Raw genomic sequence first — 21,839 nt, forward strand, 5'->3', positions numbered from 1 at the left:
ACGTCGCCCACATCCAGGGCTCGTGGCTGACCACGGGCAAGGAGGTCGGCCAGCCCTTGCGGCACGACTGGGCACACACGGCCGATCGTTCAGCTGTAGTCACCCTCAAGGGTGACGGCCTCCACGTGGCCGCCACGGTCCTCGATCTCGCCGCACACCCACGCGTCCACGTCGCGGTCGGCGAAGGTCGCCAGGGCCACGTCCACGGACTCCTGCGGGACGACCGCGATCATGCCCACGCCCATGTTGAGCGTCTTCTCCAGCTCGGGGCGCGCCACCCCGCCCACCTCGCCCACCAGGCCGAAGACCGGGTCCGGCGTCCAGGTGGAGCGGTCCACGGTCGCGTGGAGGTGCTCCGGGATCACCCGGGCGAGGTTGTTGGCGAGGCCGCCGCCGGTGATGTGCGAGAAGGCGTGGACTTCCGCCGTACGGGTGAGGGCGAGACAGTCCAGCGAGTAGATCTTCGTGGGCTCCAGGAGCTCCTCGCCGAGCGTCCGGCCGAACTCCGGCACCTCCCGGTCCAGCTTCCAGCCGGCCCGGTCGAAGAGCACATGGCGGACCAGTGAGTACCCGTTCGAGTGAAGTCCCGACGAGGCCATCGCGATGACGGCGTCACCCTTGCGGATGCGATCCGCGCCCAGCAGCCGGTCCGCCTCCACCACGCCCGTACCGGCGCCGGCGACGTCGAAGTCGTCCGCCCCCAGCAGCCCGGGGTGTTCGGCGGTCTCGCCGCCGACCAGGGCGCAGCCCGCGAGGACACAGCCCTCGGCGATGCCCTTGACGATGGCGGCGACGCGCTCGGGGTGGACCTTGCCGACGCAGATGTAGTCGGTCATGAACAGCGGCTCGGCGCCGCAGACGACCAGGTCGTCCACGACCATGCCGACGAGGTCGTGGCCGATGGTGTCGTAGACGCCCATCCGGCGGGCGATGTCGACCTTGGTGCCGACACCGTCGGTCGCCGAGGCGAGGAGCGGGCGCTCGTAGCGCTTGAGGGCGCTGGCGTCGAAAAGGCCGGCGAAGCCGCCGAGGCCGCCGACGACCTCGGGGCGGGTGGCCTTCCGCACCCATTCCTTCATGAGCTCGACGGCGAGATCGCCGGCTTCGATGTCGACGCCCGCGCTTGCGTAGCTGGCACCGGTGGTCGCAGACATGCTGTGAACTTTCGTGTCGTCTTGTACTACGGAGCGTTACGGGCGACGGAGCGCGTCGGCGGCGTCCGCGCCACCGGCCAGCTCGGTCTCCAGCAGCTGCTTGCCCAGCAGCTCGGGGTCGGGGAGCGCCATCGGGTACTCACCGTCGAAGCAGGCCCGGCACAGGTCGGGCTTGGCGATCGTGGTCGCCTCGACCATCGCGTCGAGGGAGATGTAGGCGAGGGAGTCCGCGCCCAGCGACTTGCCGATCTCCTCGACGGTCATCCCGTTGGCGATCAGCTCGGCACGGGTGGCGAAGTCGATGCCGAAGAAGCAGGGCCACTTCACCGGCGGGGACGAGATCCGTACATGGACCTCGGCGGCGCCGGCCTCGCGGAGCATCCGCACCAGGGCCCGCTGGGTGTTGCCGCGGACGATCGAGTCGTCGACGACCACCAGTCGCTTGCCCTTGATGACTTCCTTGAGCGGATTGAGCTTGAGGCGGATGCCCAGCTGGCGGATGGTCTGGCTCGGCTGGATGAAGGTCCGGCCGACGTAGGCGTTCTTGACCAGCCCCGTGCCGTACGGGATGCCGCTGGCCTCGGCGTAGCCGACGGCTGCGGGCGTGCCGGACTCCGGAGTCGCTATCACCAGGTCGGCGTCGACGGGGGCCTCGGCGGCGAGGCGACGCCCCATCTCCACGCGGGAGAGGTAGACGTTGCGGCCGGCGATCTCGGTGTCCGGGCGGGCCAGGTACACGTACTCGAAGATGCAGCCGCGCGGCTTGGCGTCGGCGAAGCGGGAGGTCCGCACGCCGTTCTCGTCGATGGCGATCATCTCGCCGGGCTCGATCTCGCGGATGAAGGTGGCGCCGCAGATGTCCAGGGCGGCCGTCTCCGAGGCGACCACCCAGCCGCGCTCCAGCCGGCCGAGGACCAGCGGGCGGATGCCCTGCGGGTCACGGGCGGCGTAGAGCGTGTGCTCGTCCATGAAGACGAGACAGAAGGCGCCCTTGACGTCGGGGAGGACCTTGGCGGCCGCTTCCTCGACGGTCAGCGGCTTGCCGTCGTCGTCGGTCTGCCCGGCGAGCAGGGCCGTGACCAGGTCGGTGTCATTGGTCGCCGCCACCTGGGTGGCCCGGCCGTTGTCGCGCGGGAGCGCGGCGACCATCTCGGCCAGCTCGGCGGTGTTGACCAGGTTCCCGTTGTGGCCCAGGGCGATGGAGCCGTTGGCCGTCGCCCGGAAGGTCGGCTGCGCGTTCTCCCACACCGAGGCTCCGGTGGTGGAGTAGCGGGCGTGACCGACCGCGATATGGCCCTGGAGGGAGCCGAGGGAGGTTTCGTCGAAGACTTGGGAGACCAGTCCCATGTCCTTGAAAACGAGGATCTGGGAGCCGTTGCTCACAGCGATTCCCGCGGACTCCTGTCCACGGTGCTGTAGCGCATACAGCCCGAAATAGGTGAGTTTTGCGACCTCTTCCCCCGGAGCCCAGACACCGAAGACGCCGCAAGCGTCCTGGGGGCCCTTTTCGCCGGGGAGCAGGTCGTGGTTGAGTCGTCCGTCACCACGAGGCACACCTTGAGTCTATGGCAGGGGCGAGGTTCATCCGAACCGGGGACGGCCGGGAAATCTCACACCACGCACAGCCACTCGGCGGGTACAGCGAATCACCCGTTCGTGGCCGGATCTCTGCGGTCGGTCACGCCCACGGGTGAGCTCCGCTCAAGTGAGCAAAGGAAGTTGTACGGAGAGGTCCGCGCGTTCGCCACTGGCCGTGACGGCAGTGGAGTCGAGTGCGTCGGCCCAGGTCAGACGGCCTGTGGCCAGCCGGATCCAGGTGATCGGGTCGGTCTCGACCACGTTCGGCGGTGTCCCGCGCGTGTGTTGGGGACCCTCGACGCACTGGGTGACGGCGAATGGCGGGATACGGACCTCCACGGAGCCGCCGGGGGCCTTGGCCGCCAACACGTCGGCGAGCAACCGGGTGACGGTCGCGAGGGCCTGCCGGTCATGGCGTACGACGGTGCCCGTGGCGGTCGCGAGATCGTCGCCGTGCACCACGGCTTCCACCAGTCGGGTCACCACAAAGTCGGACAGTGACATGGCGCCGAGACCCGTGGGGACGGCCTTGACGGAGCCCGTGTCGGCGAGCACGCCGGACAGCCGCTCGGCGACCCGATCCAGCGCGTCCACCAGGAAGTTGGGCTCCCGGCCGACGAGCGCCTCGGCAGCGGCGGCGGTCCTCTCCACCACGTACGCGGCCCGCGCGCCGCTGCCCGCCGCGTACTCCGGCAGGGTGATCTCGGCCCGTACGGGCGGGGATTCACCGGAACGTTGCGCCTCGACGAGCAGCGGCAGCAGCTCCAACGCGCCGGTGAGATGCGTGATCAGCTCCCCTACCGTCCACTTGCCCACCCCGGAGGGTGCGGCGAGCAGCGCCTCGGCGTCCGGTTCGGCGCACACCACGGCCACCACGTCCCGTACGGCACGGACCTGCCCTTCCAGGGCGGCCCGCGTCTTCGCGGGATCGAAGCTGCGGATACGGGGCTTGCGCGGTGCTGAAGGCATGGCGCGAGCCTAATCCTCGGCCAGGTTTCGGGTGGGCCCAACCGGCACAACCGGCCGGGCCCGTCCCGTACTGAAGAAGGGAGTTGAGCGAGCGTTACACGAGCAACGAGGGGATCGTCGCCTCGTGTGCCGCGCGCAGCTCCACCAGCGGAATCACAAACTCGCCCTGGATGTCCAGCTCTTCGCCGTCGACAACGCCGATCCGCGCCGCCGGCAGCCCCCGCGCCCCGCACATGTCGGTGAAGCGCAGCTCCTCGCTGCGCGGCACGGCGACGACCGCGCGGCCGGCGGACTCGGAGAAGAGGAGGACGAACGGGTCGAGAGCGTCCGGAACGACGATCCGCGCGCCCTTGCCACCGCGCAGGCACGACTCCACCAGGGCCTGGATCAGGCCGCCGTCGGAGAGGTCGTGCGCCGCGTCGATCATGCCGTCGCGGGAGGCGGCGATCAGGATCTCGCCGAGCAGCTTCTCGCGGTCCAGGTCCACGGCCGGCGGCAGTCCGCCGAGGTGGTCGTGGATCACCTGGGACCAGGCCGAACCGCCCAGCTCCTCCTTGGTGTCACCGAGGAGGTAGAGCAGGTGGCCCTCGTCCGCGAAGGCCATCGGCGTACGGCGGTCGACGTCGTCGATGACGCCCAGGACCGCGACCACGGGGGTCGGGTGGATGGCGGTCTCGCCCGTCTGGTTGTAGAGCGAGACATTGCCGCCGGTCACCGGGGTGCCCAGGGCCAGGCAGCCGTCCGCCAGGCCACGGGTGGCCTCGGCGAACTGCCACATGACGGCCGGGTCCTCCGGCGAGCCGAAGTTCAGGCAGTTGGAGATCGCCAGCGGGCGGGCACCGGTGGCGGCCACGTTGCGGTACGACTCGGCGAGCGCGAGCTGGGCGCCCGTGTACGGGTCGAGCTTGGCGTAGCGGCCGTTGCCGTCCGTGGCGACGGCGACACCGAGGTTGGTGTCCTCGTCGATGCGGACCATGCCGGAGTCCTCGGGCTGGGAGAGGACCGTGTTGCCCTGGACGAAGCGGTCGTACTGGTCCGTGATCCAGGACTTGGAGGCCTGGTTCGGGGAGGAGATCACCTTGAGGACCTGCGCGCGCAGCTCCTCGGCGCTCTCCGGGCGGGCCAGCTTGTTCGCGTCGTCGGCCTGGAGGGCGTCCTGCCACTCCGGACGGGCGTACGGGCGCTCGTAGACCGGGCCCTCGTGGGCGACGGTGCGCGGCGGGACGTCCACGATCTGCTCGCCGTGCCAGAAGATCTCCAGCCGCTCGCCGTCGGTGACCTCACCGATGACGGTGGCGATGACGTCCCACTTCTCGCAGATCTCCAGGAAGCGGTCGACCTTGCCGGGCTCGACGATCGCGCACATGCGCTCCTGCGACTCGCTCATGAGGATCTCCTCGGGCGAGAGCGTCGCGTCGCGCAGCGGTACGTGGTCCAGCTCGACGCGCATGCCGCCGGAGCCGGCGCTGGCCAGCTCGCTGGTGGCGCAGGACAGGCCGGCTCCGCCGAGGTCCTGGATGCCGTCGACCAGATCCTCGCGGAAGATCTCCAGGGTGCACTCGATGAGGAGCTTCTCCTGGAAGGGGTCGCCGACCTGGACGGCGGGGCGCTTGGTGGGCTTGGAGTCGTCGAACGTCTCGGATGCGAGCACCGAGACGCCGCCGATGCCGTCGCCGCCGGTGCGGGCGCCGTAGAGGATGACCTTGTTGCCGGCGCCGGAGGCCTTGGCGAGGTGGATGTCCTCGTGCTTCATCACACCGACGCACAGGGCGTTGACCAGCGGGTTGCCCTGGTAGCAGGAGTCGAAGACGACCTCGCCGCCGATGTTGGGCAGGCCCAGGCAGTTGCCGTAGCCGCCGATGCCCGCGACGACGCCCGGCAGGACGCGCTTGGTGTCGGGGTGGTCGGCGGCGCCGAAGCGCAGCGGGTCCATGACGGCGACCGGGCGGGCACCCATCGCGAGGATGTCGCGGACGATGCCGCCGACGCCGGTGGCCGCGCCCTGGTAGGGCTCGATGTAGCTGGGGTGGTTGTGCGACTCGACCTTGAAGGTGACCGCGTAGCCCTGGCCGACGTCGACGACGCCGGCGTTCTCGCCGATGCCGACGAGAAGGGCGTCGTTCTCGGGGGCCTTGTCGCCGAACTGGCGGAGGTGGACCTTGCTGGACTTGTACGAGCAGTGCTCGGACCACATCACCGAGTACATCGCGAGCTCGGCGCCGGTGGGGCGGCGGCCCAGGATGGTGCGGATGCGCTCGTACTCGTCCTGCTTGAGGCCGAGTTCCGCCCAGGGCTGGTCGACGTCGGGGGTCTCGTTGGCGTGCTTGACGGTGTCGAGAGTCATGCTGCACTCATCTCATTCGCTTCTCCGCCCGCGCGGCGCAGAGGTGCGGCTTTCGCGTTCGTCTGCGGCTGAGCGGCCGCGCGCGCGTCGCTCACGGGGCGACCAGCTTCTTCAGGATCGAGGTGAAGAATCCGAGCCCGTCCGTGCGGCCGGTGCCGACGCCCGGCTCGACGGCGTGCTCGGGGTGGGGCATCAGGCCGACGACGTTGCCGGCGGCGTTGGTGATGCCCGCGATGTCGCGGAGCGAGCCGTTGGGGTTGCCGTCCAGGTAGCGGAAGGCGACGCGGCCCTCGGCCTCGAGCTCGTCGAGGGTGTGCTCGTCGGCCACGTAGCGGCCGTCGATGTTCTTCAGCGGGACGGAGATCTCCTGGCCCGCCTCGTAGTCGGCCGTCCAGGCGGTGTCCGCGTTCTCCACGCGGAGCTTCTGGTCGCGGCAGATGAAGTGGAGGTGGTTGTTGCGCAGCATCGCACCGGGCAGCAGGTGGGTCTCGGTGAGCACCTGGAAGCCGTTGCAGATGCCGAGGACCGGCATTCCGGCCTTCGCCTGGTCGATGACGCTCTCCATGACCGGCGAGAAGCGGGAGATGGCGCCCGCCCGCAGATAGTCGCCGTAGGAGAAGCCGCCGGGCAGGACCACGGCGTCGACCTGCTTGAGGTCCTTGTCGCGGTGCCAGAGGGGCACGGCTTCGAGGCCGGCGATCCGGACGGCGCGCTGGGTGTCGCGGTCGTCGAGGGTGCCGGGGAAGGTCACGACCCCCACTCGTGCGGTCACGAGTCGACCCGCACAGTGAAGTCCTCGATCACGGTATTGGCGAGAAACGTTTCCGCCATCTCGTGGATACGGGCGAGGGCGGCCTCGTCGACCGGGCCCTCCACCTCGAGTTCAAAGCGCTTGCCCTGACGGACGTCGGCGATCCCCTCGAAACCCAGGCGTGGCAGCGCGCGCTGCACCGCCTGGCCCTGCGGGTCGAGGATCTCCGGCTTGAGCATGACGTCGACTACGACGCGTGCCACTGGCACTCCCGGTGTGTGGTGCGTGAGCTGAAGCGGTACCGCCAGCGTACAGTCCCGGAAAATCTACGCGCATAGATATGCTGGGCTTATCCTTCGCATTTTGCTCGGTCGCGACGGCGACCACTCGGGAAAATTCCGGGAAAAATCCCGGGGGATCACCCGATGGCGATTGCGGTGGGGTGGCGCGACGGAATTAACTGGGCCGCGTCATGCATTGCCCTTTGTCGCACACATGAATAAGTATGGTCTGAGAACAACCGGAACCGACACGTCACCGCAGGTCAGAGCGGTGATACTGGCCGAAAGGACCGATTTCCGTGGCGCAGCGCGTAGTGGTCACACTCTCCGATGACATGGACGGCGGGGATGCCGCGGAGACCGTCATCTTCGGACTCGACGGCAAGTCGTACGAGATCGACCTGAACTCTGCCAATGCGAAGAAACTGCGGGGCATCTTCGAGCCTTACATGGACGCCGGGCGCAAGCAGTCCCGGTCGGGCCGCGTCTACCGCCGTACGTCCATCGCACCCGATCCGGCGGCGGTCCGCGCCTGGGCGCGCTCGAACGGGATGGAGGTGCCGCCGCGCGGCCGCATCCCCAAGAAGGTCTACGAGGCGTTCAACGCCGCGGGCTGAGCCGGCCGCCCCGGGCCCTCACGGGTCGCGCCCCACGGTGGTGCGCGACCCGTCGATCATCGGATTTGCCAACCGCCCCTGGTGATCAGCTAGAGTCTGGATCAACGCCGAGGGGCAACGCCGGGAAACCGGCCGGAACTTCGGGGTGTGTCTTGCGGGTGTAGCTCAGTAGTAGAGCGCCCCCTTTCCAAGGGGGAGGCGCAGTGTGCGATTCCTGTCACCCGCTCTGACCGTCCAGTGGTCCACATCAGTGGACCGTCTGGGTGGACGCGCGGGTGTAGCTCAGTAGTAGAGCGCCCTCTTTCCAAGAGGGAGGCGCAGTGTGCGATTCCTGTCACCCGCTCTGACCGTTCAACGGTCCACATCAGTGGACCGTCTGGATGGGCGCGCGGGTGTAGCTCAGTAGTAGAGCGCCCCCTTTCCAAGGGGGAGGCGCAGTGTGCGATTCCTGTCACCCGCTCTCATCGCTTTACCGACCACCGCTGTGGATCAGGTAGAGTGGTGCACGCGCCGCCCGGTGGCTCCTCTTTTTGAGAAGCTAGCGGCCGGAGGCATGCGGACGTAGCTCAGTTGGTAGAGCACCACCTTGCCAAGGTGGATGTCGCGAGTTCGAGTCTCGTCGTCCGCTCAGAGAACGAAGGCCCCAGTCACTGCGACTGGGGCCTTCGGCGTTTCCTGAAGCGCCCTCATGAATCCTCACGGGCCCTCATGACATCCGTCATCCGAAGTCATGACAGCCCGCACTGAGCCCCGGCGGAATTCGCCGGGAGCCTGGAGACATGGATGTCGGGGACGGTGTGATCGAGGTCTCGGAGCTGCGCCGTAGGTACGGCGGGCAAGGGGACAAGGGATTCGAGGCGGTGCGGGACGTGTCCTTCACCGTGCGGCGCGGGGAATTGTTCGCGCTGCTGGGGACGAACGGCGCGGGCAAGACCTCCACGGTCGAACTGCTGGAGGGCCTGGCCCGGCCGACCGGGGGAACGGTGCGGGTGCTGGGCCACGACCCGTACGCGGAACGCCGCCTGGTGCGGCCCCGGATCGGGGTGATGCTCCAGGAGGGCGGCTTCCCCTCCGATCTGAGCGCCGCCGAGACGGTACGGATGTGGGCGGGCTGTACGACCGGGGCACGGCCCGTCGGGGAGGCCCTGGAGCTCGTGGGGCTCGGCCCGCGCCGGGACGTACGGGTCAAACAGCTCTCCGGCGGCGAACGCCGGCGGCTCGACCTGGCGCTGGCCCTGCTGGGGCGGCCCGAGGTGCTCTTCCTCGACGAGCCGACGACCGGGCTGGACCCCGAGGCGCGCCACACCACCTGGGAGTTGGTGCGGCGGCTGCGCGAGGAGGGCACCACGGTGCTGCTCACCACGCACTACCTGGAGGAGGCGGAGTCGCTGGCCGACCGGCTGGCGATCATGCGGGACGGGCGGATCGTGACCACCGGCACACCGGGCCAGGTGATCGGCGCCCATCCGGCGCGCATCCGCTTCGCGATGCCGACGGGCTGGTTCGTGGGCGATCTGCCGCCGCTGGACGCGCTGGGGGTGCTGCGGCACGAGGAGACCGGCGGCCGGGTGGAACTCCAGACCGCCGAGTTGCAGCGGACGCTGACCGGGCTGCTGCTGTGGGCCCGGGAGAAGGACGTCGAGCTGGAGGGACTGGACGCGCGGACCGCCTCGCTGGAGGAGGCGTTCCTGGCGATCGCCGGGGCCGCGACGTCGGAGAGGGGCGAGTGATGACGACGGACACGACGAGGGACGCGCGGACGAAGGACGCACGGACGGCGGGTGCGCGGGGTACGGGGGTCCCGGCGGGCGCGACGACCGTGACGGGCCGGGCCCTGGCCCTGGGGCGCGCGGAGCTGACACTCCTGGGCCGCAACAGGATGGCGCTCTACACCGTCCTGCTGATGCCCGTGCTCATGGTCTACGCGATGAGCACGGCGACCAAGGGCCTCGACATGAGCGGCACCGGAATGTCCCTGAAGGAGGCGACGATGACGGGCGCCTTCGGGTACGTCCTGCTCTTCGTCGTCTACTACAACCTCATGAGCGTCTTCACCGCCCGGCGCGAGGAGCTCGTCCTCAAGCGGCTGCGGACGGGCGAGGCCGGCGACGCGGAGATCCTCGCGGGCGCGGCGCTGCCCTCGCTGGCGATCGCCGTCGCGCAGTGCGTCCTCCTGGTGGCGGCAGGCGCGGCATGGCTGCACATGCGTCTGCCGGAGCGCCCGGAACTGCTGGTGGCGGGTGTGCTGCTGGGCCTGGCCATGCTGACGCCGCTGGCCGCCGCGTCCACGGCCTTCGCCAAGACGCCGGAGAGCGCCCAGCTCGCGGCGATGCCGATGACGATGGTCTCGATGCTCGGCTCGGGGATGTTCTTTCCGCTGGAAGGGTTGCCGGACGGGCTCGCGCGGTTCTGCGAGCTGCTGCCCCTGACCCCGGTCGTCCAGCTGATGCGCGACGGCTGGCTCGGCGGCGCGGACCTGGCCGGGACCCTCGGTCATCTGGGGGCCGCTCTCGTCTGGACAGCGCTCGCGGTGTTTGCTGTACGGCGGTGGTTCCGTTGGGAACCCCGGCGCTGAGCTGCGAGAACGACCAGGAACTACCAGGGGGGTGGGGCGCGTGATCAGCCGGGTGCGGAAGTTCCGCGACCACAGCAAGATCCAGCAGATCGACATGTACATGCGTGGTGCGCTGTACGCGTGCCCCTGGCTGTTCATCGTGTTCGAGGCCCTGGCGATGCTGGGCCTGGCCGCAACCGACCGGCGGGGACTGCGCCTGGGAACGGCTCTGCTCGTCGTGGCGATCGTGCAGGCCATGGCCGGTGTGGGCCTGCTGCGCCACGCCCTCGACCGCTACCTCGGCAAGGAGACCGTCCTACGGGCGCGGATGGCGGTCTCCTTCGTCCTGCTGGCGGTGGCGCTCTGCCTGATCGCCCTGATCGGCACGCACGGCAGCAAGGAACTCGCGCAGGGCGTGTCCACCATGGTCATGGGGGTCGCGATCGCTCCCCTCGGCGCCCTCTGCCTGATCGTGCGCAAGCGCGTCTACTGGGCGCTGTGCGCGGTGGGCTCGCTCGTCGTCCCGGTGCCGTTCGTCCTGGTGGGCATGCCGTTCGTGGCGACGCTGGTGGGCACGGTGTTCGGGTCGCTGTTCATCGCCGGATGGGTCCTGCTGGTCGCGCGCGTCTCGGGGTGGATGCTCTCCATCATGTGGGAGGTCGACGCGGCCCGTGGGGTACAGGCGCGGCTCGCGGTCGTCGAGGAGCGGCTGCGTTTCTCGCGCGACATGCACGACGTGCTCGGCCGGAACCTGGCGGCGGTCGCGCTCAAGAGCGAGCTCGCCGTGCAGCTGGCGCGGCGAGGCTCGGACGCGGCCGTGGACCAGATGGCCGAGGTGCAGCGCATCGCGCAGGAGTCGCAGCGCGAGCTGCGCGAGGTCGTCCGCGGCTACCGCGAGGCCGATCTCCACACCGAACTGGCCGGTGCGCGGGGGATCCTGACCGCCGCCGGCATCGAGTGCCGCATCGACGCCAGGGCCGCCGACGGCCTGCCGCCGGCGATCCAGTCGACGCTCGCCTGGGTCGTCCGCGAGGCCACGACGAACGTGCTCCGGCACTCGGACGCGGGGCGCTGCGCGCTGCGGCTGCGGTGGGCCGAGGGCGTTGAGGGGCGGGCGGTGCTGACGGTGGAGAACGACGGTGTACGGGTGGGTTCCGGCGGCGGTTCGGGGGGCTCGGGGCTGGCGGGGTTGCGGGAGCGGCTGGCGGTGCTGGGGGGCACGCTGGCGTACGAGCACGGGGGGAACGGGACGTTTCTGCTGACGGCGCGGGTGCCGGTGGGTTCCGGGGCGGGGGCGGATTCGGCACCGCCGGAGGCGGACGTCGTGGCCGATCGCCGTGGCTCCTCCCCCGCCGCGACGGCGAGCAACCACGACGTGCCGGACCGGCGACACCGGACCGGCCTCGCCCTCGAAAGGACGGACACATGACACCGATCCGCGTGATGCTCGCCGACGACGAGCACCTGATCCGTGGCGCACTGGCCGCGCTGCTCGGGCTGGAGGACGATCTCCAGGTCGTGGCCGAGGCCGCGTCCGGGACCGAAGCCCTGGCGATGGCCCGCGCCCACCGGCCCGATGTCGCGGTGCTGGATCTCCAGATGCCCGGGGCCGACGGTGTGACGGTCGCCACATCTCTGCGGACCGAACTGCCCGACTGCCGCGCCATGATCGTCACCGGTCACGGCCGGCCCGGGCATCTGAAGCGGGCCCTTGAGGCAGGGGTGCGCGGGTTCGTACCGAAGACGGTCTCGGCCCAGCGGCTCGCCGAGATCATCCGGACCGTGCACGGCGGAAGCCGCTACGTGGACCCGGAATTGGCGGCCGACGCGATCAGCGCGGGCGACTCCCCGCTCACCGCCCGCGAGGCGGAACTGCTGGAACTGGCCGAGGACGGCGCCCCCATAGCGGAGATCGCCGAGCGGGCCTCGCTGACCCAGGGAACGGTCCGGAACTATCTCTCGGCAGCCACCGCGAAGCTGGGTGCCGAGAACCGTCACGCGGCGGCGCGCATCGCACGCGCTCAAGGTTGGCTATAGTGGTGTCCGCACCGCACGAAAGCGCGGGGCGAATGCGGACGTAGCTCAGTTGGTAGAGCACCACCTTGCCAAGGTGGATGTCGCGAGTTCGAGTCTCGTCGTCCGCTCAGAGAACGAAGGCCCCAGTCATCACGACTGGGGCCTTCGGCGTTCTCAGCCCGCCATGGGAGGGAAACGCAGCCGGAAGCGGGCGCCACCGCCGTCGGGGCGTTCGGCGGTGAGCTCGGCGCCATGGGCGCGGGCGATCTGGCGGGCCATGGCGAGCCCGAGGCCGGAGCCGGGCAGGGCACGGGCCTGCCGGGAACGGTAGAAGCGGTCGAAGACATGGGGCAGGTCCTCGGCGGAGATCCCGGGCCCGTGATCGCGGACGGTGAGGTCGACGGTGCCGTCGGCGGCGCGGACCAGCCGTGTCTCGACCACCGCTCCCGCCGGGCTGAACTTGGCGGCGTTGTCGAGCAGGTTGGAGAGCAGCCGGGCCAGCCGGGCCGGTACGCCCCAGGCCGTGGCCTCGGCGAGGTCCGTCGTGAAGACCGCGCCCGGCCAGTGCCCGCGCGCGACGGCCGCGCAGCGTTCGGCTAGGAGGTCGAGGCGGACCTGTTCGACGAGCGGGCGCGGCTCCTCGTCGCGGGCGAGCTCGATGAGGTCGTTGACCATGCCGGTCACCTCTCGCATCTGCCGGCCCAGGGCCTCGGCGGCCCGCTCCCGCTGGGCGGGCGAGAGCCGCTCGGCACGGGCGAGGAGCTCGGCGTTGGTGCGCAGCGCGGTGAGCGGGGTGCGCAGTTCGTGGGAGGCGTCGGCCACGAGGCGACGCTGGGCGGCGACGGCCTCCTCCAGTTCGCCGAGCATGGTGTTGAAGCTGGCCGCGAGGCGGGTGATCTCGTCCTCGCGCCCGGCCTCGTGAGGCGGCAGTTCGATGCGATGGGCCGGGTCACGGGTGGCGGCGATGCGTTCGGCGGTGGCCGTGAGCCGGGTCACGGGCCGCAGCGAGGTCCGTGAGACCACATAGCCGAGCGCCGCGGCGAGCAGCACCCCGACGCCGCCGACCGCGCCGAGGTACCAGCCGGCCTGGCGTACGCCCTGGTCGACGACGTCGGAGCGGGTGGCCACTTGCAGGGCGCGGCCTTCCCGGCCCGGCAGGGGCGTGGTCAGCATCCGCATGGGCCGGCCGTCGTGGACGATGTCGCTGTAGTACGCGCCGAGGGTGCCGGCGGCGACGCGGCGGGTGGCCCCGGTGACGGGCAGCGCGAGGCCCCGCTGGCCGGGGGCGGCGGGGTCGGCGCGGACGATCTGGGCGCAGGCGGGGGCGGCGCGCCAGGCGCACTGGTCGTACAGGACGCCGCTGTCGGCGCCGCCGCGGGTCTGCTGGGAGATCAGCCCGGCCTGCTGCTTGAGCTGGATGTCGAGCTGGCGGACGAGTTCGTAGCGGATGACGACGTAGGCCGCGCCCAGGACGCCGAGCGCGACGAGCGCGACGGCGGCGGAGGTGACGAGGGCGAGGCGGGCGCGGAGGGGGCGGCGACGGAGGGGGTGGCGACCTCGTACGGGGCCGTCGGTCATTTCTCGGCCGCCAGTCGGTAGCCGACGCCGTGCACGGTGTGGACGAGGCGGGAGGCGCCGCCGGCCTCCAGCTTGCGGCGCAGGTAGCCGATGTAGACGGCGAGGGAGTTGGACTCCGGCCCGAAGTCGGTGCCCCACACCCGTTCCTGGATCACCTCGCGGAGCAGCACCTGCCCGGGGTGGCGCAGGAGCACTTCCAGCAGCGCGAATTCGGTGCGGGTGAACTCCAGGGCGATCCCGGCGCGTTCGCCGGTGCGGGTGAGGGGGTCGACGGTGAGGTCGGCGAAGGCCAGCTCCGGCGGGGCGTCGGCGGTGCCGGGCGTCGGGGTGGCCCGGCGCAACAGGGCCCGGAGGCGGGCCAGGAGCTCGTCGAGGGCGAAGGGTTTGACGAGGTAGTCGTCGGCCCCGGCGTCCAGGCCGGCGACGCGGTCGGAGACGGCGTCGCGGGCGGTCAGGACGAGGACGGGGGTGCGGTCGCCGAGCTCGCGGAGGCGGCGGCAGACGGCGAGGCCGTCGAGAACGGGCATGGCGAGGTCCAGCACGATGGCCCCCGGCGGGGCGGCGGCGATGGCGGAGAGCGCCTCCAGGCCGTCGGCGGCGACGCGGACCGCGTAGCCCTCGACGGCGAGGCCGTCGGCGACGGCGGCCCGGACGTCGGGGTCGTCGTCGACGACCAGGACGGACGTGGGCGCCGGAGACGGCGGCGTCGGCTCGGGCATTGCGCCTCCGGCGGGGTACGTACGGGATCTTGTGCGGTGCCGTCCCCACGATGGCATGCGCTCTCTGAGAGGGCTCTTAGGGGCGGGTCCGGCACCACCGGGCACGTAGCCGGTGGCTGAGCGCCGTCGCGGCGGGGAGAAGACCCCGGTCCCGCCCCTTCCCGTAACCGGGAGCAAGCCCCCGGCCCCCGGGCGGGCGAGGGGCTACCGCCCCCGCCCCCACCCCGCGGTCAGGCCACGGCCGCCGTCACACCCACTTCATGCCGGTCAGCCGCTCGTACGCCTCCACATACTTCTCGCGTGTCCGCTCCACCACGTTCTCCGGCAGGGGGGGCGGGGGGAGTTCGCCCGTGCGGTCCCAGCCGGAGGCCGGGGAGGTCAGCCAGTCGCGGACGTACTGCTTGTCGAAGGAGGGCTGGGGGCGGCCCGGGGACCAGGTTTCGGCGGGCCAGAAGCGGGAGGAGTCCGGGGTGAGGACCTCGTCGGCGAGGACGAGCTCGCGGTGCTCGTCGAAGCCGAACTCGAACTTCGTGTCGGCGAGGACGATGCCCCGGTCGCGGGCGATGTCGCGCGCCCGGCCGTAGACGGCGAGCGTCGTCTGGCGCAGAACGGCCGCGGTCTCGGCGCCGACCTGGCGGGCCACCTCCTCGTAGGAGACGTTCTCGTCGTGCTCGCCGACCTCCGCCTTGGTGGCGGGGGTGAAGATCGGGAGGGGCAGCTCCGAGCCGTCGCCCAGGCCCTCGGGGAGGGCGAGGCCGCAGACGGTGCGGGTCTCGCGGTACTCGGCGAGGCCGGAGCCGGTGAGGTAGCCGCGGGCCACGCACTCGACGGGGACCATGTCCAGGGAGCGGCAGATAAGGGTGCGGCCGGCCCAGTCGGCGGGGGCGCCGTCCGGCAGGTCCGTGGAGAGGACGTGGTGGGGCACCAGGTCGGCCAGGCGGTCGAACCACCACAGGGAGAGCCGGGTGAGGACACGGCCCTTGTCCGGGATCTCGCTGGGCAGCACCCAGTCGTAGGCGGACATGCGGTCGCTGGCGACCATCACCAGCCGGCCCGCCTCGTCACGGTAGAGGTCGCGGACCTTGCCCGTGTGGAGGTGCGTCAGCCCCGGCACCTCGACGGGTTTGGGCTTCTCGACGAATCCGGACACGCGGCCTCCTGGTGGTTTGTCCAAACACCTCGATTCTGCCGTACGGCACCGACGGACGACCGGGAGGGGTCAGGCTCGTTTGCAGATGCGGTCCAGGAGATTGGCCGTGGCCCGCTGGATGCGGGTGTCCGTGTGGCCGGGGCGGTCAAGGGCGGGCGACCAGGCGAAGGTGCCGGAGGCGAAGACGAGGGCACCGCTGGGAGCCCGGTAGAGCGAGGTCTCCTGGTGGCGCTTGGCGCCCTCGCCGTCCAGGTAGGGCGAGTGGGTGAGGAGGATGCGACGGGTGTGCTCGGGCAGGGCCGTACGGGGGAAGTAGCGGTCGGCCTCGCCGGCGACGAGGCCGGGGAGCTCGTCGCCCTCGCCCGCGCCGGTGGCCTCCCAGAGCCAGTGGCCGGCGTTGCGGACGACCATCGGAGCGGGCTCGGGGACGCGGCCCGCGTACTGGATGCCGAGCAGCTGCTGTTCGGGGGGTGACATGTCGCGCCAGAGGGCGGAGCGGCCGGGGCCGCGGCGTTTGCGGCAGGTGAGCAGCTGGTGGGGGCCGGCGGGCGAGGGGGCGAGCTCGACCTGCCAGTACATGGTGTTGGCGGAGAGGAAGACCAGGGACGTGCCGCAGTCGCGGGCGTTCTCGACGGTGCGGCGCATCTCGGCCGACCAGTACTCGTCGTGGCCGGGGAAGACGACGCCCCGGTAGCGTGCCGGATCGATTCGTCCCGTGTGGAGATCGCGGGTCTCGGCGTAGGCGAGGTCGTAGCCATAGCGCTCGGCCCAGCGGATGAAGTCGTAGGCGTGGCCCACGTGCAGAGGCAGGCCGGCGCCCGCGAAGGGGCGGTCGAAGGAGACCGTGATGGCGGCGGCGTCCTCGCCGAGGAGCCGGCCTTCCTCGTCCCAGGCGTGGTAGAGGCTGGCGCCGGTGCGGCCGTCCTCCGGGTAGAGGTTGTAGGCCTGCCAGGTGATGTCGGGGAGGACCAGCAGCAGATCCGAGGGGTTGCCGTCGCGAACGGTGAAGGGGATGTGGCTGCGGTAGCCGTCGGCGGTGGTGAGCACGGCGACATACGCGCCGGTGCTCCAGAAGGACGGGATCTGGAGCCGCCAGGAGAGCCACCAGTGGTGGCAGGAGACCGTGCGGTCGACGGTGAGCGGCGGGGGCTGGACGATGCCCGACAGCCGGGGGCTGGTGGTGATCTTGGCGGCGCCGACACCCCCGTAGTGGCCGATGCGGTAGACGTCGACGGCGAACTGCTGCGGCGGGTCCACGGTGATCCGGAAGTCGACGGCCTCGCCGGGGGCGACGGCGCTGGCGGTGGCGAAGCCCTTGATCTGGCAGTGGACGTCGTCGGCCGCCCGGGGGCCGGGCCTGCGGGGCGGCGGCACCCGCGAGCCTGCCGGGGTGGTCACCGGGTCGACGTACCAGGGGATGATCTTCCCGGTGCCGTCGAAGTAGAACTCGCCGCCGCGCAGCCAGGGCAGCGGGCCCTGCCCGAAGGGGTCCGAGACGGCGTGCGCGAGTGCCCCGGACTCCCAGCGGCGGATCTGGTCCATCCCCATCTGCGCTCCCTCCCCTGGGCCTGCGGATACCTTTTCGGATTCCCGGCAGATTCCCAGCAGATCACATGACGCATCCGGACCGTCACCGTTCGTCGGGAAATTCCCCGGAAGTGATGGCTCGGCCCCTACGCTGTGTTACGTCATCACGGAGGGTCACCCGCCCGGGCCTCACATCAGCCTGACGGGCTTCTCCATCCGGACCCCGACCTCGCCGAGCCAGACCCGCAACGGCTCGGCGTCGCCGTCCTCGATCAGGGTCAGGACCGTACGGGACAGACCGGCGCGGCGGGTGCCCCCGACGAGCAGGGCGGGGCCGTCCAGCCAGTCCAGGCCGGGGGCGGCCCCGGCGGTGTCCACGGCGGCGCAGCACACCATGGCGATCACGTGGTCGGCGAGCAGTTCGCGGCCGCTGCGCGGCGGCTGGAGGGGGAACAGCGGGGCGAGGCCGCCGGCCCAGGAGCCGGCCACCGTGCCGAAGGCGCCGCGCCGGGCGGCGGCCTCCTCGCGGGCGGCGTCCCGCGCCACCTCGGCGCTCAGCCGCAGCTCCAGCTCCTCGCCGATGCCGCTGCCGCCGGGGCCGCCGAGCCGTTCCAGGACGCGGGCGACCGTGGGCGCGCCGGGCGGCACGTCCGGCCCGGGCGGGACGGCCGGCGCGGGGTCGCCCGGGGCGGTGCCGCGGGCGGCGATGTCCTCGAGGACGCGGTGCAGCCGGGCGGCCTCCAGGCGCCAGGTGCGGTCGACGACCTCCTCCGGGTACTGGCTCCAGGCGACGGGCGTCCAGCCGGGGCCGGGCTCGGCCGGGCCGCCGTGGAAGAGCCGGGCGGCCAGCAGGGAAGCGGCCTCGTCGATCAGCCCGGGCTCCTCCAGGAGGTCGCAGGCGGGCCGCTCGCCCAGCCGGGAGGCGAAACCCTCGGCCAGCCGGTCGCGGCGGGAGAGCTCGGTGAGCGCGGAGACCACGCCCGCGTCCAGCCGGGAGGGCCAGCGGCCCATCCGCCAGGCGGGCAGGGCCACGCGGTTGAGCAGCCGGTCCCAGCCGGCGTAGGCGAGGCCGACCTGCTCCTGGGCGACGATCCGCAGGCCGTAGTCGACCGCCTGGGCGCGCTCGGAGGCGGCCGCGGCCACCCCGCGCTCCATCTCGGCCGCGTGCTCGCGGCAGGACCGCAGCAGCAGCCGGGTCACCCAGCCGACGAAGGCGAGGTGGGGCCGGCCCGACGCCACGGCGACGGCGGCGTCCAGCCCCCGGACGAACCGGCGGGCGGCGGCTATGTCGGGGTGCGCGGCGGGGCCCGTGCCCGCGACGACCGGCGCCAGCAGGGCGCGCAGCTCGGCGACCCGCATCCACCACAGGAACGGCGAGCCGATCACCAGGACCGGCGCGGCCACCGTCCGCGCCCGTACCGGCGCGAACCCGCGCGGAGGGCTGTGCGCCGGGTGGGTGCGGTCCTCCAGCCAGCTGTCGCAGTCGGGCGTGAGGGCTATCGCGGAGGGCGCCGGGACGTCCAGCCGGTCGGCGAGGTCGCGCACCAGCCGGTAGAGGTCCGGGGCCGTCTCCTCGGGGATCGGGACCGTGGGGCTCAGGGCCGGACGGGCCCGGGCCACCACGGTGGCCACCATGGCGGCCAGCGCCAGGGCCAGCACGGCGACGGCGGTGACGGCCGGGCGGGCGGCCGCCGGTACGGAGCCGTCGGCGATGTGCCCCGTCGCGGAGCCGACCGCCAGCACCACGGCGGCCGCCGCCGGCAACAGGGCCACGGCCAGCGCCGTGCCGCGCACACGCAGCACGGCGAGGGCTCTGGCACGCGCGGTCGGCGCGCCTGCTTCGGGACCTGCCACGAGACCGATCACCCCCAGTTGCCGGTAGTGCTCTGCCGAGGTGCGTTGCTTACCTCCCCCACTGTGGCACCGGCCTCTGACATCGCAATGCCGGTGGGCCGGTCGGACCGCCGAGTCGGCTACGCGGCAGCCGGCCTGCGCCGCACCCTAGTTGGGGGTGGGGCGTGCGTCAGCCGCTTGGGCAAGCGCTCACCCGATGGAATGGCTTTGGGTTGGGGCGGCACGGGCGGACGAGCCGTTTCCGCCCGTTTTCTCCGCCCGCTTTCCGCCCGCTTCTCGTCGCCGTTCCTCTGCCGCTCCTCCGCCGGTCGTCAGACCACCGTCAGACCGTGCCAGGCCGTCGTCAGGCCGACGCGGCCTTCTCCGCGATGTCCGTGCGGTGGTGGGAACCGTCCAGCCGGATCCGGGAGACGGCCTCGTAGGCGCGGGTCCGCGCGCCGGCCAGGTCCGTACCCGTGGCCGTGACGGACAGCACCCGGCCGCCCGCGCTCACCACGCGCCCGTCCTCGTCCCGCCGGGTGCCCGCGTGGAGGACATGTGCCTTGTCGACCTGGGCGGCCTCCGCCAGTCCCTCGATCGGGTCACCCGTGCGCGGGGTGCCGGGGTAATTGTGCGAGGCGATGACGACGGTCACGGCAGCGTCGTCGCTCCAGTTCAGCGGCGGCTCGGCGGCCAGGTTGCCGATGGCCGCGTTCAGCAGGACGCTGGCCAGCGGGGTCTTCAGCCGGGCCAGGACGACCTGGGTCTCCGGGTCGCCGAAGCGCGCGTTGAACTCGATGACCCGCACCCCGCGCGAGGTGATCGCCAGCCCCGCGTAGAGCAGCCCGGAGAACGGCGTGCCCCGGCGGCGCAGCTCGTCCACGGTGGGCTGGAGCACGCTCTCCATGACCTCGTCGACCAGCTTGGGGGCGGCCCACGGCAGCGGGGAGTAGGCGCCCATGCCGCCGGTGTTCGGGCCCTCGTCGCCGTCCAGGGCCCGCTTGAAGTCCTGGGCGGGCGTCAGGGGCAGCACGGTCTCGCCGTCGGTGATCGCGAAGAGGGAGACCTCGGGGCCGTCCAGGTACTCCTCGATCACCACGCGGCCGCAGGCCAGCGCGTGCTCACGGGCGGCTGCCAGGTCCGAGGTGACGACGACGCCCTTGCCGGCCGCCAGGCCGTCGTCCTTGACCACGTACGGGGGACCGAAGGCGTCCAGCGCCTCGTCGATCTCCTCGGGGGTGGCGCAGACGTAGGCGCGGGCGGTGGGCACGTTCGCCGAGGCCATGACGTCCTTGGCGAAGGCCTTGGAGCCCTCCAGCCGCGCGGCCTCGGCCGAGGGGCCGAAGACCGGGAAGCCGCGCTCGCGCAGGGCGTCCGCGACACCCGCGACCAGCGGCGCCTCCGGGCCGATGACCACGAGGTCGGCGCGCAGCGACGCGGCGAGCTCCGCGACGGCCGCGCCGTCCAGCGCGTCCACGGGGTGCGTCTCGGCGACCTCGGCGATCCCGGCGTTGCCGGGGGCGCAGTGCAGCGCGGTGACGTCGGGGTCGAGGGACAGGGAGCGGCACAGGGCGTGTTCGCGGGCGCCGCCGCCGATGACGAGGACCTTCACGCCCTCACCCTATTGCCTCGATTGTGGATCACTACGACTCGGGGTGGGCACGGCACTCGTAGGAAACTCTCGCGGGGACCTCTCGTCAGAACGTTTCGCCGCCCGTTCGGCGTCCACGCCTCGACCGGCGTGCACTCTTTCGGGTGAGAGCCCCTCGCCTCCTATACCTGATGTCGGCGCACTTACGGACGGAAAAGGCTTGATCTTGCGCCCAACGCCAACCGTTCGGCGGTAGGAAGGATGCTGCGATCACTGCGATCACGGCACACGGCGGAGAGGGAGTGCAGGGTGAGCCAGCCTGAGATGCAGCCCGAGGGGCTCCCGCGGGAGCAGGGGAACCCCCCGGCAGGGCAGCACCGGGGCGACCTGCGCGGCCGGACGTTCCCGCTCGGGGACTGGGGAGAGCCCGCCGAGCGACTGGACGAGCTCTACAGATGGGTCGAGGGCGGCGCGCTGAACCTGGCCGACTGGTACCTCACCGACCGGGCGTGGAAACGCCGCTGGGCGCGCGGGCTGCGCCTGGCGGCGGCGTGCTGCGCGGTCGTCGGCGCGGCCCTGCCACTGCTGGAGCTCACCAAGGTGCTGCGCACCGGCTCCGCGTGGGCGTTCCTGGCGCTGCTGGGCGCGGTGGCCTGTGTGGCCTGCGACCGGTACTTCGGGCTCACGTCCGGGTGGATGCGGGGCGTGGCCACGGCGCAGGCGGTGCAGCGGCGGCTGGAAGTGCTCCAGTTCGACTGGGCGTCGGAGTGCGTGCGCGAGGTGCTCGGGCCGACGGAGGGCACGGCGAGCGAGGCGGCCGAGCGCTGTCTCACCGTGCTGCGGCGGTTCTCCGAGGACGTCTCGGAGCTCGTCCGGGCCGAGACGGCGGACTGGATGGTGGAGTTCCGGGCGGGTCCGGCGCCGTTGCTGACGCAGTCGTTGGTGGCGTGGGGTCCTCGGACGGATTCCGGGCCGGTGGGGCGTTTTCCCATGCCGCCGCATACGCGGCCCAATATGCCGCGGCAGCGGCCGCCCGAGTCGCCTCGGTAGCGGCTTTGCTCTCCGGGGCTCCGCCCCCGGAGACCCCGGTCCTCGAACGCCGGACGGGCTGACAAAGTCGTCGCTCCCGACCGGCCACCCCCCGACCGGGAATCATTGAACGGAGCGACCCCTGTGG

At 71.8% G+C, this 21,839-nt stretch carries 18 protein-coding genes and 5 tRNA genes; 11 read left to right on the forward strand and 12 right to left on the reverse strand.

Going from position 1 to position 21,839, the window contains the following annotated elements; genetic code table 11:
* Window positions 1-89: 89 nt before the first annotated feature.
* From purM to purS, 6 genes are all read right to left on the reverse strand, one after another.
* On the reverse strand, window positions 90-1,154 hold the full coding sequence (purM, locus tag AB0E98_RS09845) for a phosphoribosylformylglycinamidine cyclo-ligase (protein WP_361700672.1): 1,065 nt from the start codon (window positions 1,152-1,154) through the stop codon (window positions 90-92).
* Window positions 1,155-1,190: 36 nt separating this feature from the next.
* Window positions 1,191-2,708, reverse strand: coding sequence for an amidophosphoribosyltransferase (purF, locus tag AB0E98_RS09850; protein ID WP_361700675.1), 1,518 nt, complete (start codon window positions 2,706-2,708; stop codon window positions 1,191-1,193).
* 147 nt (window positions 2,709-2,855) lie between these two features.
* Window positions 2,856-3,701, reverse strand: coding sequence for a sterol carrier family protein (locus AB0E98_RS09855; protein WP_361700678.1), 846 nt, complete (start codon window positions 3,699-3,701; stop codon window positions 2,856-2,858).
* A 94-nt stretch (window positions 3,702-3,795) separates the two neighbouring features.
* Window positions 3,796-6,045 carry a phosphoribosylformylglycinamidine synthase subunit PurL gene (gene purL / locus AB0E98_RS09860; protein ID WP_361700681.1) on the reverse strand — a complete coding sequence of 750 codons (2,250 nt, stop codon included), beginning with the start codon at window positions 6,043-6,045 and terminating at the stop codon, window positions 3,796-3,798.
* 91 nt (window positions 6,046-6,136) lie between these two features.
* Window positions 6,137-6,817 (reverse strand): phosphoribosylformylglycinamidine synthase subunit PurQ, encoded by a 681-nt coding sequence (gene purQ / locus AB0E98_RS09865; RefSeq protein WP_361700683.1) that lies wholly within the window; start codon window positions 6,815-6,817, stop codon window positions 6,137-6,139.
* Window positions 6,814-7,059: a phosphoribosylformylglycinamidine synthase subunit PurS gene (gene purS, locus AB0E98_RS09870; protein ID WP_042151546.1), complete on the reverse strand. Its 246-nt coding sequence runs from the start codon at window positions 7,057-7,059 to the stop codon at window positions 6,814-6,816. The genes purQ and purS overlap by 4 nt, the downstream gene beginning before the upstream one ends.
* A gap of 317 nt (window positions 7,060-7,376) precedes the next feature.
* Here purS and AB0E98_RS09875 point away from each other — a divergent pair, with 317 nt between their 5' ends.
* The 10 genes from AB0E98_RS09875 to AB0E98_RS09920 all read left to right on the forward strand — a co-directional run bounded on the left by AB0E98_RS09875 (window position 7,377) and on the right by AB0E98_RS09920 (window position 12,392).
* Window positions 7,377-7,694 (forward strand): Lsr2 family protein, encoded by a 318-nt coding sequence (locus tag AB0E98_RS09875; protein WP_361700685.1) that lies wholly within the window; start codon window positions 7,377-7,379, stop codon window positions 7,692-7,694.
* 154 nt (window positions 7,695-7,848) lie between these two features.
* Window positions 7,849-7,920 (forward strand) — tRNA-Gly (locus AB0E98_RS09880).
* A 45-nt stretch (window positions 7,921-7,965) separates the two neighbouring features.
* A tRNA-Gly gene (locus tag AB0E98_RS09885) sits at window positions 7,966-8,037 on the forward strand.
* Between the two features lie 45 nt (window positions 8,038-8,082).
* Window positions 8,083-8,154, forward strand: a tRNA-Gly gene (locus AB0E98_RS09890).
* A gap of 95 nt (window positions 8,155-8,249) precedes the next feature.
* A tRNA-Gly gene (locus AB0E98_RS09895) sits at window positions 8,250-8,322 on the forward strand.
* Window positions 8,323-8,473: 151 nt separating this feature from the next.
* Window positions 8,474-9,424 carry an ABC transporter ATP-binding protein gene (locus tag AB0E98_RS09900; RefSeq protein ID WP_361700688.1) on the forward strand — a complete coding sequence of 317 codons (951 nt, stop codon included), beginning with the start codon at window positions 8,474-8,476 and terminating at the stop codon, window positions 9,422-9,424.
* Window positions 9,424-10,269, forward strand: a complete 846-nt coding sequence (locus AB0E98_RS09905) for an ABC transporter permease (RefSeq protein WP_361700690.1) — start codon at window positions 9,424-9,426, stop codon at window positions 10,267-10,269. Before AB0E98_RS09900 ends, AB0E98_RS09905 begins: the two co-directional genes overlap by 1 nt.
* 40 nt (window positions 10,270-10,309) lie before the next feature.
* Entirely contained in the window at window positions 10,310-11,677 is a 1,368-nt protein-coding gene (locus AB0E98_RS09910; protein WP_361700692.1) for a histidine kinase, read from the forward strand.
* Window positions 11,674-12,285, forward strand: a complete 612-nt coding sequence (locus AB0E98_RS09915; protein ID WP_311612884.1) for a response regulator transcription factor — start codon at window positions 11,674-11,676, stop codon at window positions 12,283-12,285. Before AB0E98_RS09910 ends, AB0E98_RS09915 begins: the two co-directional genes overlap by 4 nt.
* A gap of 34 nt (window positions 12,286-12,319) precedes the next feature.
* Window positions 12,320-12,392: transfer RNA gene (locus AB0E98_RS09920), tRNA-Gly, on the forward strand.
* A 46-nt stretch (window positions 12,393-12,438) separates the two neighbouring features.
* On the opposite strand, the gene AB0E98_RS09925 is transcribed toward AB0E98_RS09920, so the two are convergent.
* From AB0E98_RS09925 to purD, 6 genes are all read right to left on the reverse strand, one after another.
* A complete protein-coding gene (locus AB0E98_RS09925) occupies window positions 12,439-13,842 on the reverse strand; it encodes a HAMP domain-containing sensor histidine kinase (RefSeq protein ID WP_361700695.1) in 1,404 nt (467 codons plus the stop codon).
* Window positions 13,839-14,561, reverse strand: coding sequence for a response regulator transcription factor (locus tag AB0E98_RS09930; protein ID WP_361700698.1), 723 nt, complete (start codon window positions 14,559-14,561; stop codon window positions 13,839-13,841). The genes AB0E98_RS09925 and AB0E98_RS09930 overlap by 4 nt, the downstream gene beginning before the upstream one ends.
* A gap of 247 nt (window positions 14,562-14,808) precedes the next feature.
* Window positions 14,809-15,711 (reverse strand): phosphoribosylaminoimidazolesuccinocarboxamide synthase, encoded by a 903-nt coding sequence (locus AB0E98_RS09935; protein ID WP_361700700.1) that lies wholly within the window; start codon window positions 15,709-15,711, stop codon window positions 14,809-14,811.
* A gap of 69 nt (window positions 15,712-15,780) precedes the next feature.
* The gene (locus tag AB0E98_RS09940) at window positions 15,781-17,259 is read right to left on the reverse strand and encodes a N,N-dimethylformamidase beta subunit family domain-containing protein (RefSeq protein WP_361700702.1); all 1,479 of its coding nucleotides are present in this window, start codon (window positions 17,257-17,259) and stop codon (window positions 15,781-15,783) included.
* Between the two features lie 168 nt (window positions 17,260-17,427).
* Window positions 17,428-19,104 carry a hypothetical protein gene (locus tag AB0E98_RS09945; RefSeq protein WP_361700705.1) on the reverse strand — a complete coding sequence of 559 codons (1,677 nt, stop codon included), beginning with the start codon at window positions 19,102-19,104 and terminating at the stop codon, window positions 17,428-17,430.
* A gap of 331 nt (window positions 19,105-19,435) precedes the next feature.
* Window positions 19,436-20,683 (reverse strand): phosphoribosylamine--glycine ligase, encoded by a 1,248-nt coding sequence (gene purD / locus AB0E98_RS09950; protein ID WP_361700708.1) that lies wholly within the window; start codon window positions 20,681-20,683, stop codon window positions 19,436-19,438.
* Window positions 20,684-20,971: 288 nt separating this feature from the next.
* Here purD and AB0E98_RS09955 point away from each other — a divergent pair, with 288 nt between their 5' ends.
* Window positions 20,972-21,712 carry an SLATT domain-containing protein gene (locus AB0E98_RS09955; protein WP_126914895.1) on the forward strand — a complete coding sequence of 247 codons (741 nt, stop codon included), beginning with the start codon at window positions 20,972-20,974 and terminating at the stop codon, window positions 21,710-21,712.
* The last annotated feature ends 127 nt before the right edge of the window (window positions 21,713-21,839 follow it).

This window comes from Streptomyces sp. NPDC037389 (genome assembly GCF_040636475.1).
Lineage (GTDB): Bacteria > Actinomycetota > Actinomycetes > Streptomycetales > Streptomycetaceae > Streptomyces > Streptomyces hesseae.